The sequence below is a fragment of the Nocardia sp. IBHARD005 genome (assembly GCF_052814245.1).
The window spans coordinates 1,423,861-1,436,856 of record NZ_CP199935.1; the positions used below are offsets into that span (position 1 = coordinate 1,423,861).

Annotated in this window: 17 protein-coding genes and 1 pseudogene; 9 read left to right on the top strand and 9 right to left on the bottom strand. The window is 67.3% G+C overall.

Features of this window, described 5'->3' with window-relative positions:
* The first annotated feature begins 8 nt into the window (after window positions 1-8).
* Entirely contained in the window at window positions 9-458 is a 450-nt protein-coding gene (acpS, locus tag ACTWPB_RS06470; RefSeq protein WP_446224778.1) for a holo-ACP synthase AcpS, read from the top strand.
* Window positions 459-545: 87 nt separating this feature from the next.
* On the opposite strand, the gene ACTWPB_RS06475 is transcribed toward acpS, so the two are convergent.
* On the bottom strand, window positions 546-1,181 hold the full coding sequence (locus ACTWPB_RS06475; RefSeq protein ID WP_446226251.1) for a TetR family transcriptional regulator: 636 nt from the start codon (window positions 1,179-1,181) through the stop codon (window positions 546-548).
* Window positions 1,182-1,500: 319 nt separating this feature from the next.
* On the opposite strand from ACTWPB_RS06475, the gene ACTWPB_RS06480 reads away from it, so the two are divergent.
* Window positions 1,501-2,721 carry a hypothetical protein gene (locus ACTWPB_RS06480; protein ID WP_446224779.1) on the top strand — a complete coding sequence of 407 codons (1,221 nt, stop codon included), beginning with the start codon at window positions 1,501-1,503 and terminating at the stop codon, window positions 2,719-2,721.
* 50 nt (window positions 2,722-2,771) lie between these two features.
* On the opposite strand, the gene ACTWPB_RS06485 is transcribed toward ACTWPB_RS06480, so the two are convergent.
* Both ACTWPB_RS06485 and ACTWPB_RS06490 read right to left on the bottom strand, forming a co-directional pair.
* On the bottom strand, window positions 2,772-3,539 hold the full coding sequence (locus ACTWPB_RS06485; protein WP_446224780.1) for an ABC transporter permease: 768 nt from the start codon (window positions 3,537-3,539) through the stop codon (window positions 2,772-2,774).
* Window positions 3,536-4,458 (bottom strand): annotated as a pseudogene (locus tag ACTWPB_RS06490) (ATP-binding cassette domain-containing protein). The gene ACTWPB_RS06485 and the pseudogene ACTWPB_RS06490 overlap by 4 nt, the downstream one beginning before the upstream one ends.
* 41 nt (window positions 4,459-4,499) lie before the next feature.
* On the opposite strand from ACTWPB_RS06490, the gene ACTWPB_RS06495 reads away from it, so the two are divergent.
* Window positions 4,500-5,120: a TetR/AcrR family transcriptional regulator gene (locus ACTWPB_RS06495; protein ID WP_446226252.1), complete on the top strand. Its 621-nt coding sequence runs from the start codon at window positions 4,500-4,502 to the stop codon at window positions 5,118-5,120.
* On the opposite strand, the gene bcp is transcribed toward ACTWPB_RS06495, so the two are convergent.
* Entirely contained in the window at window positions 5,121-5,594 is a 474-nt protein-coding gene (gene bcp / locus ACTWPB_RS06500; protein ID WP_446224781.1) for a thioredoxin-dependent thiol peroxidase, read from the bottom strand.
* Between the two features lie 75 nt (window positions 5,595-5,669).
* Here bcp and ACTWPB_RS06505 point away from each other — a divergent pair, with 75 nt between their 5' ends.
* The gene (locus ACTWPB_RS06505; protein WP_446224782.1) at window positions 5,670-5,903 is read left to right on the top strand and encodes a DUF3618 domain-containing protein; all 234 of its coding nucleotides are present in this window, start codon (window positions 5,670-5,672) and stop codon (window positions 5,901-5,903) included.
* Between the two features lie 66 nt (window positions 5,904-5,969).
* On the opposite strand, the gene ACTWPB_RS06510 is transcribed toward ACTWPB_RS06505, so the two are convergent.
* Together ACTWPB_RS06510 and ACTWPB_RS06515 are read right to left on the bottom strand one after the other, a co-directional pair.
* On the bottom strand, window positions 5,970-6,266 hold the full coding sequence (locus tag ACTWPB_RS06510) for an excalibur calcium-binding domain-containing protein (RefSeq protein ID WP_101464065.1): 297 nt from the start codon (window positions 6,264-6,266) through the stop codon (window positions 5,970-5,972).
* 135 nt (window positions 6,267-6,401) lie between these two features.
* Entirely contained in the window at window positions 6,402-7,379 is a 978-nt protein-coding gene (locus ACTWPB_RS06515) for a pirin family protein (protein ID WP_446224783.1), read from the bottom strand.
* A gap of 67 nt (window positions 7,380-7,446) precedes the next feature.
* On the opposite strand from ACTWPB_RS06515, the gene ACTWPB_RS06520 reads away from it, so the two are divergent.
* From ACTWPB_RS06520 to ACTWPB_RS06535, 4 genes are all read left to right on the top strand, one after another.
* Window positions 7,447-7,911, top strand: a complete 465-nt coding sequence (locus ACTWPB_RS06520; protein ID WP_446224784.1) for a MarR family winged helix-turn-helix transcriptional regulator — start codon at window positions 7,447-7,449, stop codon at window positions 7,909-7,911.
* 65 nt (window positions 7,912-7,976) lie between these two features.
* The gene (locus tag ACTWPB_RS06525; RefSeq protein WP_446224785.1) at window positions 7,977-8,825 is read left to right on the top strand and encodes a hypothetical protein; all 849 of its coding nucleotides are present in this window, start codon (window positions 7,977-7,979) and stop codon (window positions 8,823-8,825) included.
* A gap of 59 nt (window positions 8,826-8,884) precedes the next feature.
* Entirely contained in the window at window positions 8,885-9,691 is an 807-nt protein-coding gene (locus ACTWPB_RS06530; RefSeq protein WP_446224786.1) for an alpha/beta fold hydrolase, read from the top strand.
* A gap of 24 nt (window positions 9,692-9,715) precedes the next feature.
* Window positions 9,716-9,853, top strand: coding sequence for a hypothetical protein (locus ACTWPB_RS06535; protein ID WP_446224787.1), 138 nt, complete (start codon window positions 9,716-9,718; stop codon window positions 9,851-9,853).
* Here ACTWPB_RS06535 and ACTWPB_RS06540 read toward each other — a convergent pair whose 3' ends face one another.
* A complete protein-coding gene (locus ACTWPB_RS06540) occupies window positions 9,854-10,750 on the bottom strand; it encodes a LysR family transcriptional regulator ArgP (protein WP_446224788.1) in 897 nt (298 codons plus the stop codon). It abuts the gene before it with no gap.
* 71 nt (window positions 10,751-10,821) lie between these two features.
* Between ACTWPB_RS06540 and ACTWPB_RS06545 the strand changes: the two genes are divergently transcribed.
* A complete protein-coding gene (locus ACTWPB_RS06545; protein WP_446224789.1) occupies window positions 10,822-11,442 on the top strand; it encodes a LysE/ArgO family amino acid transporter in 621 nt (206 codons plus the stop codon).
* A 10-nt stretch (window positions 11,443-11,452) separates the two neighbouring features.
* Here ACTWPB_RS06545 and ACTWPB_RS06550 read toward each other — a convergent pair whose 3' ends face one another.
* Together ACTWPB_RS06550 and ACTWPB_RS06555 are read right to left on the bottom strand one after the other, a co-directional pair.
* The gene (locus ACTWPB_RS06550; RefSeq protein ID WP_446224790.1) at window positions 11,453-11,797 is read right to left on the bottom strand and encodes a hypothetical protein; all 345 of its coding nucleotides are present in this window, start codon (window positions 11,795-11,797) and stop codon (window positions 11,453-11,455) included.
* A gap of 82 nt (window positions 11,798-11,879) precedes the next feature.
* Window positions 11,880-12,503, bottom strand: a complete 624-nt coding sequence (locus ACTWPB_RS06555) for a transglycosylase SLT domain-containing protein (RefSeq protein ID WP_446224791.1) — start codon at window positions 12,501-12,503, stop codon at window positions 11,880-11,882.
* Between the last annotated feature and the right edge of the window lie 493 nt (window positions 12,504-12,996).

A 12,996-nucleotide genomic window follows, 5' to 3' on the forward strand; every position in this document is an offset into this window, starting at 1 on the left:
GGCGCTTCGTGACGATTCTCGGTATCGGCTTGGACTTGGTGACCATCTCCGAGTTCGCCGAACAGCTGCAACGGCCCGGGTCGACCATGCTCAGGGAGACATTCACCGCTGGTGAACGTCGCTACTGCCAGAGCAAGCAAACCGACCCGGCCCGCAGCTTCGCCGCACGCTGGGCCGCGAAGGAGGCGGTGCTCAAAGCCTGGGCATCGTCTCGCTTCGCCCGCAGCCCACAGATCGGCGACAACCCGTATCCGCTGATCGAAGTCGTCAACGATGCCTGGGGCAGGCCGAGCATCAAACTGCACGGCCTCGCCGCGGAATTCCTGCCGCGAGTGCGCGTGCACCTGTCGCTGACCCACGACGGCGACACCGCCGCGGCGATGGTGGTGCTGGAAGATCCCGGTGAACTGGCCGACCTGATCGAAGGACGAGTAGGCACCAGCCAGCGCGACAACTGATCTCGCGAGAACACGGGTCACTCGCCGGGTACATCCAGAACCCGGCGAGTGACCTACCGTTGGCCCGGTTGCCGACCAGCGGCGCTCTCAGCCGTCGGCAGAATCCGCGGGGCGGGATTGCCGCGATTCTTTTTCCGCGACGAGCAGATACGCCACCATCAGCCGCTTGAGTTCGGCGACGGCATCGGTGTTCGATTGATCTTCCTGCACCGAGAAATTCAGCATCGAATACACGACGTGCACCAGCACCTCGGCCATCATCGTGCGCCGGGCGCGCGGTGTGCGCGGGGTCAGCGGCCGCAGCATCTGCGAGACGACCGCGGCGAATTCCTTCTCGTGCAGCGCGCCCGTGGCCCGCGTGGACGGGGTCGACTGCATCGCCAGCCACACTTCGCGCCGTGACGGGTCGGTGGTCCACAGGTTCGCCATGTGGTCGACGAACTGATTCATGTGCCGCAACCAGTCCAGCGAAGGTACTTCACCGTGGAAGTCGGCCAGCTCGCGGGAAACCGCAACCAGGTCTTGCCGATTGAGCTCGCAGACGATCACGTACTTGTTGGCGAAGAACTGGTACAGGGTGCCGATCGGCACCTCGGCGCGCTGCGCGACCTCTTCACAGGTGAACGATTCGAACCCCACCTCGACCAGCAGCTCGCGCGAAGACGCCAGCAGGGCGTCGAATTTGCGCTTGCTGCGCTCCTGCGTCGGCCGCTTGCGCGGCATCAACTCCTGCGGGTCGTCCTGCAATTCCAGCGCAGGGTCCGGACGGCTCTGCGGTGACCGGGCCTGCGCGTGTACTTCCACCCATCCAGGCTAGCGGTATACACAGATCCGCGACACGCCTCTACCGACAGCGTGTCAACAACTGGCTGAAATCCCGACCCATCCATGCCCTGACCGGTGACGAATCATCAGATAAGTGTGCGTCTATCTGCACGCTTATTCGCGGCTAGCCAGCTCACGCCGCACCAGACCTACCGCGAAGTGACGGACCCTGTGTGGTCCCGTCCCGCACCGTTTCGCATAGGGGAAGGCAAGACTTGTGGCAGCAGGATCTGTGGTAACCCTCGGCGTCAGCACCGAGCGAGGAGCCGTGCACGCGGTGGCGTTCGCCGAATCGGGCGTCACTCTCACGGATCGGATGCTGCTGCGGCGCACCGTCCGTGCCAACGGCGACGGTAAGGCCGAAGTGGCGGCGGCGGTACACACCGCACTCGACGCGATAGCCGCCGAACTCGATGACGTGCACGAGATCGCCGGGGTGGCAGTAAGTTACCGCGACGCGAATGAGCGGCGCGCGATCGTCACCCGGCTGGCGGAGACCGAATGGGGTACGGCCTCGCTGGTTTCGGCGAAGTCGGCGCATCTGTTCGTCGCCGGCGCGATGACCTGGCTCGACGAGTTCGAGAATCTGCTCGTCTACGAGGCTGTGCCCGGCTACCAGGCGATGACGCTGATCGACCCCGGTCGCCATCGCGTGCTCGCCGCCTACTCGCAGACCGGCGCACCAACGCCTGACGCGCTGCGCACCGGCGTATCCGCGGCGTGGGACCAGTTCGAGGCCGCGTCGGTGAAGCCCGGCGCGGTGGTGCTGGTCGGTTCCTCGTCGGACGCGCCCGCGGTGCGCGACGCGGTCGCCGGATTCGGGGTGCCGGTGCTGCCCTGTCGGCTGGCGCCGTTCGCGCCCGCCGCCGGTGCCGCGCTGGTCGCGCTCGGCGACACCATCGTCGTGCCGATCTCGACCGGCTCGCGGTCAAAGCGGGGGACCGCGATGGTCGCCGCGGCAGCCAGTGTGCTCGCGGGCGGGCTCGTCGCGGGTGGTTCGTACGCGGTGATGAACAGCGGGCCGCCGGCGGTCGACAACACCGCCGTGTCGTCGGAGCCCGGCGTCGCGTCGGCGCCGATGATTCCGCAAGCCCCCCAGACACACGAAGCCGCCTCGGCGGAGACCGGGTCGAGCGGCGGGGTGGGTTCCGGTAGCGGTGTGCAGGTGAGCCCGGCCGAGGAGTCCACCACCTCGCCGTACGAGACGGTGTCGCCCAATCCGCAACTGGTCAACCCGGGCGAGTTCCCGCTCGGCTACCCGACCCAGCTGTACGGTGATGCACCACAGGAGGATCCGCTGCCGCTCGAACCTGTCGCGCCTTCGGTGCCGCAGATCCCCGCCGCGGCACCGACGTTGCCGGGAACCGGCATCCCGCTCAGCATGCAGCCTGCGCAGGCTATTACGCCGGGGGGCCCGTACACGGCATCCGCCGACTGACAGTTCCCGCAGTGCGGGGGCAGCGCGTGTGCGCTGCCCCCGCACTGGTTTCAGAGGCTGGTGCGACGCCGGAACAGAACTCCCGCCGCGAGGTACCCGACCAGCGCGATACCCGCGCACCACAGCACCGCGAGCAACCCGCTGTCGCCGATCGGCGTGCCCATCAACAATCCGCGCGTCGTCTCGATCACCGGCGTCACCGGCTGATTCTCCGCGAACCGGTGCAGCCATACCGGCATCGACGAGGTCGGGACGAAAGCAGAGCTCACGTACGGCAGGAACATGAACACGAACGTGAAACCATTGGCCGCCTCCGGGTTTCGCGCGAGCAGGCCCAGCGCGGCGGCCAACCACGACAGCGCGAACACGAACATCGCGAGCACACCGAACACACCGAGCCAGCGCAGCGGATCGGTGGTCGGCCGGAAGCCGAGCAGCACCGCCACCCCGATGACGATCGCCGAGGTGATCAGATTGCGGATCACACTCTCGGCGACATGCCCGGTGAGCACCGCCGAGCGGGCGATGGCCATGGTGCGGAACCGGTCGATGATGCCCTCGGCCACATCCGTGGACAGCCCGACCGCGGTGGTCGAGGCGCCGAAACCCGCGCACAGCAGGATGATTCCGGGCACGACATAGTCGATGTAGTCGCCTGCGCCCACATCCATCGCGCCGCCGAACACGTAGACGAACATCAGCAGGATCATCACCGGCAGGGCGATCGTCATGATCATCGTGTCGGGACTGCGCAGGGTGTGGCGGATATTGCGATCCAGCATGGTGGCCGAATCCTGGAGTGTGCGGGTGGCGCTCATGCGGCGACCTCGGTTCGTCCGGTCAGTGCGAAGAAGACATCGTCGAGGTCGGGGGTGTGCACGTGAGCTGGTCGATCGCGATGTCGAGCTCGGCGAATCGGTCGAGCAGCTGTTTGATCTCGATGGCACTGCCGTCCGACGGCACCTGCAGGGTCAGCTGTTCGGGGTCGGCATGTCCACCGGAGCTGCTGTCGAGTGCTCGCGCGGCGGCCTCGAGTAGTGCGCGGTCGGCGAAGCGGAATCGGATATGGCCGCCCGGCACCAGGCGTTTGAGTTCTTCCGGTGTGCCGTCGGCGACGACGCGTCCGTCATCGAGCACGGCGATCCGGTCGGCGAGCTGGTCGGCCTCCTCCATGTACTGCGTGGTGAGCAGGATGGTTGTCCCCTCGGCGGACAGTTCCCTGATGGCGGCCCACAGGTCGCGCCGGCTGCGCGGGTCGAGGCCGGTGGTCGGCTCGTCGAGGAAGACGATGCGCGGCTTGCCCATCAGGCTCATCGCGAGGTCGAGTCTGCGGCGCATGCCGCCGGAGTAGGAGCCGACCGGCTTGTCGGCGGCGTCGACCAGATCGAAGCGCCTCAGGAGTTCGGCGCCGCGACGCACGGTTTCGGCCTTGCCGAGGTGCAGCAACCTGCCGGTGAGCCGCAGGTTCTCGGTGCCGGTGAGCACGCCGTCGACGGAGGCGTTCTGGCCGGTGACGCCGATCAGCCGCCGGATCGTATCGGGGGCTTGCAGCAGATCGTGCTCGAAAACCGTGACATCGCCGCGGTCGGGTCGGCTCAGGGTCGCCAAGATGCGGACCAGCGTGGTCTTGCCCGCGCCGTTGGGGCCGAGGAGGGCGAAGACGGTGCCCGCGCTGATGTCGAGGTCGAGGTCGTCCAGGACGACGTGGGAGCCGAAGGTTTTGCGAAGGTGCCGGATCGAGCTGCCGCGGCCCGAAGCGGGCGCTCACCCTCGATCAGATCCTCGACGCCGCCACCGAAGTGGCCGATGCGGAGGGCTTCGCGGCGCTGTCGATGAACCGGGTCGCCAAGCAGCTCGGCTTCACCGCGATGACGCTGTATCGCTATGTCGACAGCAAGAACACGCTGGTCGACCTGCTGATGGACCGGGTTGTCGGCGCGCCACCCGTCATCGCGCCGCAGACGCCATGGCGGTCCGGGCTGGAGCAGTGGGCGCGAGCCGAGTTCGCGCGGCTGGGTCGTCATCCCTGGTGGATGGACATCCCGCTGAGCCGGCCGCCGATGGGACCGAACAATATGGCGTGGCTCGAGACGGCGTTGGGCGTGCTCGCCGAGGCGGCGGTGCCGGAGCCGGTCAAGCTCCAGCTGGTCATGAACATGTCGATGTTCGTGGTGGGCAAACATCGGTTCCTGCGGGACCTGCAGGAGGAAGAGGGCGCCGACTTCCCCTCGGTGATGGCCAGGGTGCTCGACCCACAGCGCTTCCCCTCGGTGTCGGCCGCGCTCTCCTCCGCCGCGTTCGACGACAGCGATATCGAGTGGGAGCAGGCCGATTTCGCATTCGGCCTGGCCCGACTGCTCGACGGTTACGAGGTGTTCATCGCCACGTTCGGCGACTGACTACACCGCCAGATCGCGGCGCAACTTAGCGACGTGGCCGGTGGCTCGGACGTTGTACTGGGCAACCTCGATCTTGCCCTTCTCGTCGACCACGAAGGTCGAGCGGATCACGCCCGTCACGGTCTTGCCGTACATCATCTTCTCGCCGAACGCGCCCCATTCTTTGAGCACCTCGCGCTCGGGGTCGGCGAGCAACGGGAAGGTCAGGCCCTCGTTGTCGCGGAACTTGGCCAGCTTGGCCGGCTTGTCGGGCGAGATGCCGATGACCTCGAGGCCGGCGCCACCGAGCTCGGCCAGGTTGTCGCGGAAATCGCATGCCTGCTTGGTGCAGCCGGGGGTGCTGGCGGCCGGGTAGAAATAGACGATCACCTTGCGGCCGCGGTAGTCCGACAGCGACACGTCGTTGCCGTCGGCGTCGGGCAGCGTGAATTCGGGGGCGGTGTCTCCGGGGGAGAGGCGATGGTTGTCGGTCACCACCGCACGGTAACCGACCGGGCCGGTCGAGGGCATGGATAGACTCGGTGCCGAGCAGCAGACATTTACCTGGAGGTGACGGTGGCCAAGGACGACACCGACCGGATCGAACGCGAGATCGAGATCGCGCGTACCCGGTTGGCGACCACGCTCGACGAACTGGCGGTGCGCGCCGATCCGCAACGGATCGCGGACGACACCAAAAATATGGTGGTCGCCAAGCTGAACGAGCCGAAGGTCAAATACACGCTGATCGGAGCGGGCGCCCTCGTGGCGGGCCTGTTCCTGATCAAGATCTTCCGCCGCTGAATCAGCCGGCCGGACAACAAAAACACCCGATGTGCCAACGAGCCACATCGGGTGTTTTTTGTGCTTTTACTGCGTGGGGCAGGCCAGGCCGTCGCCATCGGGATCGAGGTGCGGCGAGTAGCCCGCCTCACCACGGAACAGCGGCGCGCGGCCCGCGGCCATCGCATCGTCGCAGCTGCGGAAAGCCCCACCGGCGGAACCGGACTGGACCAGATTGGCCGAGCCGGTGGCTCCGAGAATGGAGTCGAAGCTCGACGAACCGGTGCCCGCCGAGCCCGCGAACGGGTTGGCGTGGGCGACGGGTGCGGCGATCAGGGCGAGCCCTACGGCGGCAAGGCTGACGGTGAGCCGGCGAACGTTCATGAATTCCTCTATGTCTGCTGCGGTTCGGGTGTGGTCACGGCCACGATGTTGGCCGGTAGGCCCCGTCCACCTTGATGACGGGGCGACCGATTGTCAACCGCACGAGGAGGGGGATTCGCCGCGAATCATGGTCGGTTATTCGCCCAGCCTGCGTCCGGTCAGGTGTTCGGCCGGGATGGTGCCCATTCGGCCCGCATTGAAATCCTCCATCGCGTCGATGATTTCCTGGCGAGTGTTCATCACGAACGGCCCGTATTGAATCACCGGTTCGCGCAACGGGGTTCCGCCGAGCAGCAGTACCTCGAGATCGCCGGTGGTGCTGCGCTGGGTGAGGTCGGCGGTCAGGGTGATGGCGTCGCCCTTGCCGAAGACCACCAGCTGCCCGGCGCTGATCGGCCTGCGATCGACGCCGGCCGTGCCGCTGCCCGACAGCACATAGGCCATCGCGGTGAAGTCCTTCGGCCATGGTGTTTCCAGCTGAGCGCCGGGCACGAGCGAGGCGTGGGCGTAGGCGATCGGGGTGTAGGTGGAACCGGGGCCCGCGAATCCGGCGATCTCACCGGCGATGACGCGCACGAGCGCGCCGCCGTCGTGCGAGCTGACCAGGGTCAGTTCACTCGCGCGCAGGTCCTGGTAGCGCGGGGTGGCGAACTTGTTGGATCGCGGCAGGTTCACCCACAGCTGGATTCCGTGGAACGTGCCGCCGGAGATCACGAGCTGCTCCTCGGGCAGTTCGTCGTGCAGCATGCCCGAGCCCGCGGTCATCCACTGTGTGTCGCCCTCGCCGATCACACCGCCACCACCTTGGGAATCGTGGTGGACCATGGTGCCGTCGAGCATGTACGTGACGGTTTCGAAGCCGCGGTGTGGATGCCATGGCGCGCCCTTGGCCGCATACGGCTCGTAGGCCACCGGGCCCATCTGGTCGAGCAGGATGAACGGGTCGGCCGAGCGCAGGTCGACGCTGGGGAACGGCCGGGTCACCTCGAATCCGGCGCCTTCCCGCTGGCGCGCGGCGGTGACGATCTGGCGCACCGGACGCTGGGTCTCGGTGACATCGGGGCGGGGCAGCCGGGGCAGCACCATGATGTCGTCGACGGTGATAGCTGGCATGGGGTTGCCTCCTGGGTGCTACGTAGTTGGTTTCCATGTCAACCAACTACGCCCTAGGATCATTCCCGTGCCCCGATGGTTGTCCGAAGAAGAGCAGCAGACCTGGCAGTCCTACATCCTGATGCGCCAGCGACTAGACGCCGTGCTGGCCGCGGGCCTGGCCGAACACGGACTGTCGATGGCCGACTACGAGCTGTTGGTTCCGCTGTCGGCGGCACCCGAAGGATGCCTGCGGGCCAAGGAGCTCGCCGCCAAGGTCTGCTGGGACAAGTCCCGGTTGTCCAAGCACCTGGCCCGGATGGCCACGCGCGGACTCGTCGCCCGAGTGCCCGCCGAGGACGACGCGCGCGGAATCGTCGTCTCGCTGACCGAAGCCGGACACCAGGTGCTGCGCGAGGCCGCGCCAGAGCACGTCGAATTGGTGCGGGAGTTGTTCATCGACCGGATGACCGATGCGGAAAGCGCGGCGATCCGCTCACTGGCGGCGAAGGTGACAGCGGCAGGCGAGGCCCGAAGCGATTCGGCCGGTTAACGATTCAGGCACACGGCCCGATGCGCAGTAGACAGAGCTCGAACTTCGCACGCAGGGGTGGTGGCATGAAGGCAGCCGGGTTCATCGTTTCAGTGGGCATGCTGTGCGCGATGCCGGTCGTGGGATGCTCGACGGAAGACGGCTCCGCGCAACCGGTGACGTCGACCGCTCGCGGTGGCTCGTGGGGTTCTGGGGTACCCGACACCGAACAGCCCGGCGCAGGCGGTCCGACGATCGTGCCGGATCGGTCGCCGCCGGTCATCATCGCTCCGACGACGCCCGGCCCTCGCCCGACCGGTGCGGGCGCTCCGAGCAGTATGCCCGGCACCACCGCGCCCCGGCCACCGGTCGCGACCGAGGTCGTCTCCCTGGTCGCCGTCGACGCCGCAGGTCAACCGGCCAACGGCTTCACCGTGACCAGCCCGACTCCGGTCGGCACCCTCGATTGCTCGCACATGTCGCCGAGTCGCTCGGCCACCACGACGGGCATCTACGAATGCGGTGCTTCGGCCGACTCGGCCAATGTGTGCTGGGCGGCGCCCGACAGGGCGTCGCTGCTGTGTGCGAATGACCCGTGGCAGCGCGGGCTGCGCCTGTATACCGTCAACCCTCCGGTCGCCGACATCGGCAAGGCCGCATCGCCCGAACCGTGGGCACTCGAACTCGCCGACGGCCGCCACTGCCGCATCCGCGTCGGCGGTGCCTGGGGCGGTCGCTCCGACGGTCTGGTCGGTGCTTATTCCTGCGATGGCGGCAGTGATGTCGTCCTTGCGTCGTCCACCGCCCGCACGGCCATCGACACCTCCACCAGCACTTGGCTGGTCAAGGTCGGTCCGCTCGGCTCCGGCGCACCCGACTTCCCAGCCCCCGCGACGGTCGCTGTTCGCACCGCCTATTTCGCCGCGAAGGGCTGAGTCGGTTGCGTGGCTGTCGTCGCTGCCGACTCGGCCCCGTGGTGGCGGTAAGTTGAGATATGCCCATCGCCTCGCTCAACGGCATTCAGCTCAGCTACGACGTCACCGGTTCGGGACCGCTTGTCCTGCTCGTGATGGGTAGTGGGAGTCCTGGACGTATCTGGCGCACCTATCAGGTGCCTGCTCTGATCAAGGCGGGGTTCACCGTCGCGACTGTCGACAATCGGGGGATCGCGCCGTCGTCGGAGTCGGCCGCCGGGATCACCATGGCGCAACTGGTCGGTGACACCGCCGCGCTGATCGAGCACCTCGGTGCCCCTGCGCATGTCGTCGGTACCTCGATGGGGTCGCGGATCGTCGCCGAGCTCGCGCTGGTTCGGCCGGAGCTGCTGGGCAAGGCCGTGATGTTCGCCGCCACCGCGCGTCCGTATCCGGTGACGAGCACCCTCAGCAAGGGGGAGCAGGCGTTGTTCGACAAGGGGATCCAGTTGCCGCCGGAGTACGCGGCCGCGGTCAAGGCGATGATCAATCTGTCGCCGCACACCCTGGCCGATCCGGCCAAGGCGCAGGAGTGGCTCGATATCTTCGAATTCACTTCGGGGAAGGGAACTCCCGGTACTCGGGCGCAAGCGGGGATGGATCGGTCGCAGGATCGGCGAGCGGCCTATCGCGGGATCTCGGTGCCCAGCTTGGTTGTCGGGTTCGCCGATGATCAAATGGTGCCGCCCCAGTTCTGCCGGGAGGTCGCCGAGGCGATCCCGACGGCCACCTATACCGAGATCGAGCGGTGTGGGCACTACGGGTATCTGGAGCGGCCCGATGAGGTCAATCGCATCCTGATCGAATTCCTCTCCGCTGCTCGATAATTCACCACTCACAAGGAACTCCTCATGCGCGATTCGTCGAACTGCCCCGCCTGCGACTACGAGTACACCTACAAGGAGATGAACGGAACGTGGGTTTGTACCGGCTGCGCCAATCAGTGGGGGCTGAGCGTGGTTCCGGATCTCGACGAGACGGTTCGGTAGCTAGTCCGGCGTCGTCAGCGCGGAGGCCGCGGCCGCGGCGATCGCGGTGGCGACGGCGGTGAGGGCGGGGGAGTGCAGTTTCCACTGCTGCCAGTGCAGCGGGACATCGATGTGGGAGTCGCCGTCGATATTCACCAAAGTGCCTGCGGTGCGGTCTTTCCCGGTTTGCAGGTCGGGCAGCATGCCCCAGCCGAGTCCGAGCCGCACCGCATCGGCGAACGCGCTCGACGACGGCACGTAATGACCCGGCGGATCGACCTGGCGACGGGTGCGGCGGCGTAGCTGGCGCAACTGCAGATCGTCCTTGCGGTCGAAGTGCACGACGGGCGCGTGGGTATAGGCGGCCGGGGTCGGTCCGTCGGGGAACCAGGCGCGGACGAATCGGGGTGTCGCCGTCGGGCGATAGCGCATCGCGCCGAGCGGGGTCACGGTGCAGCCCTGTACCGGCGTCGCGGTCGCGGTGATCGCGGCCGTCACTGTGCCGTCGCGCAGCAACCGGGTGGTGTGTTCCTCGTCTTCGCGGTGCAGGTCGAAGGAGATCCCGGCGGGCACGCTCGCGAGCGCGGGCATCACCCACGATTCGAGGGAGTCGGCGTTGACGGCGATCGGGATGCGGATCGGCCGGTCGGCGGGGCGGTCGGCATCGCCGAGTTCGCGCGCGGCGTCGCCGGCGAGCAATTCCACCTGCCTGGCCAAACGCAGCACCGCGAGCCCGGATTCGGTGGGGCGCACCGGTTTCGAGCGTTGCACCAGCACGCGTCCGGCTGATTCCTCCAGTGCCTTGATGCGCTGGCTGATCGCCGACGGAGTGAGGTTGAGCCGGCGCGCGGCCGCGTCGAAGGTGCCCTCGGTGAGCACGGCGTTGAGTGCGCGCAACTGGTCCAGCTGGAGATCCACATAAGTAACTCTAATGGTTGTGAAGAATCATTAGCTGGACTGAAAATTGACGCGCTCTTACCGTCGAAGGGGTGACGGCATCATCGGCGGCGCTGGCCGCCCTCTCCGGATTGGGCTTCGGTCTCTCGCTCATCGTGGCGATCGGCGCGCAGAACGCGTTCGTGCTGCGCCAAGGGGTGCGTGGCCAGCACGTGTTGCCGGTGATCGCGGTGTGCGCGTTATCCGACATCGTGTTGATCGGCGCGGGAGTGGCCGGGTTCGGGACGGTCGTCGAGTCGTTTCCGGCGGTGCTGACCGTCGCCCGGTACGCGGGGGCGGCCTTCCTGGTCGGCTACGCGTTGCTGGCGGCTCGGCGCGCCCTCGGTTCGTCGGCCTTGATCGCCGAAGCGGCGGGCGCCTCGGTGGCCGTCGGCGCGTCCGTGCTCACCTGCCTGGCGCTGACCTGGCTCAATCCGCACGTGTATCTCGACACGCTGGTCCTGCTCGGCTCCTTCGCCAGCACCTACGCCTGGCCGGATCGCTGGTTCCTGGCCGCGGGCGCCATGCTCGCCAGCGTCATCTGGTTCATTGCCCTCGGCTACGGTGCTCGCCGGCTCGGTCCGCTCTTCGCGCGCCCGATCGCGTGGCGTGTCCTCGATTGGCTGATCGCGGTGGTCATGCTCGCGCTGGCCGTCGGGCTGCTGCTCGGCTGAGCCGGTATCGCTAGGACTCCGCTGCCCAAGGCTTCACCGGGGGCTTCACCCACAGCAGTTTCTCGTCGGCGTGTGTGCGCACCGCGGCGGCGTGCTCGGGGTTGCGGGCCGCCCAGGCGTCCTTCTGGTCGAGGAGGTCGGCGACCACCTGCCAGGTCTCGCCGGTGCTCGGCGGGTTGGTGCCTGCGGCCCGGGCCAGCTTGCGCAGGGTGGCCGCGGGCAGCGCGCGGAGTTCGGCGCTGCGGATCTCGCGCGACCAGGCGTAGGCGGCCATGCGGCGGGCTTTGGCGACGCGGCTGGCGGTGGCCGCGTCGGAATGCGCGTGATCGGGTGCCTGATCGGCGCTGTCTGGCACGACGGCGATTCTACGACGAAACGCCCCCGCTCCGGTCGGCGATGACCGGAGCGGGGGCGTTACCCGTCTGCTGACGGTTGTATCAGTACGCGCTGTTGACGTTGTCCATCGAGCCGTAGCGGTTGGCCGCGTAGTTGCAGGCCGCGACGATGTTGGACACCGGGTTCCACACGTCGAAGGGAGTGCCCTCGACGTGGTAGGCCGCGAAGGTGGGGTCGATCACCTGGAGCAGGCCCTTGGAGGGGATGCCGTTGATCGCGTTGATGTCCCACAGGTTGATCGCCTGGGGGTTACCGGTCGACTCACGCATGATGTTGCGGTGGATGCCCTCGTAGCTGCCGGGGATGCCCTTGGCGGCCATGATGTCGAGCGCCTCACGGATCCAGCCGTCGAGGTTGTTCTCGTAGGCGCGGGGAGCCGGTGCGGGCTCGGGCATCGGGGCCGGAGCGGCCTCGGGAGCCGGTGCGGGGGCGGCTTCCGGCGCGGGCGCCGGGGCAGGGATGGCCTGGATGGCAGGCGCGGCGGCAGCGGGGATGCTCTCCACCTGCTCGACGATGGCGGCACGCTCGGGGACGCTGTCGTCGGCGAACGAGACGGCGGAGGACGCGGCTACGGCGACCAGACCGACCGCGGCGACTGCCACGGTGAACGCCTCACGGCGCGAGCGACGGCCGATAACGGTGCTGAGCTTGTCTTTGATGAGCATGGCTTTTCTGTTCCTTCATCTCTGTCTGGCGACGCAGGCCCTGGAGAGGGCGCGATGGATCGCGCAGCGCGCACGGGAGTACACGCCGGTCAGGCGATGCGTTGTTTCTGTCTGTATGGGGAAGGTGCGACACTGTCGGGGGACGAACGCTGGAGTGGCAGTTCATCGCTGGCGTCGCACGGTGCTCCACAGCTGGCTGCGGGGAGACCACGCGCTGTTCGGTGCTATCGGAGGTTGGATACTTCCGGGCTAACCAAACCGCAGGTCCGTTTGTGACCTGATGACAGAATGGTCACGACGGGTTAACGCAAGGTGAACGAAACTTGAACGGAAAACGCTGCCGATCTTGTTTCCCTTCCGGGCAGTTGCAGAATCGTTATGTATGCAGGAGGTTTAGAACTCCGATCACCGTGCTGGCCGTCACAAAAAAAGTTTGCCCGAATCGGGTTTTGCGGGGGTTTGCGCAGCTCGAGGGAGTCCGAATCGGGGCCTG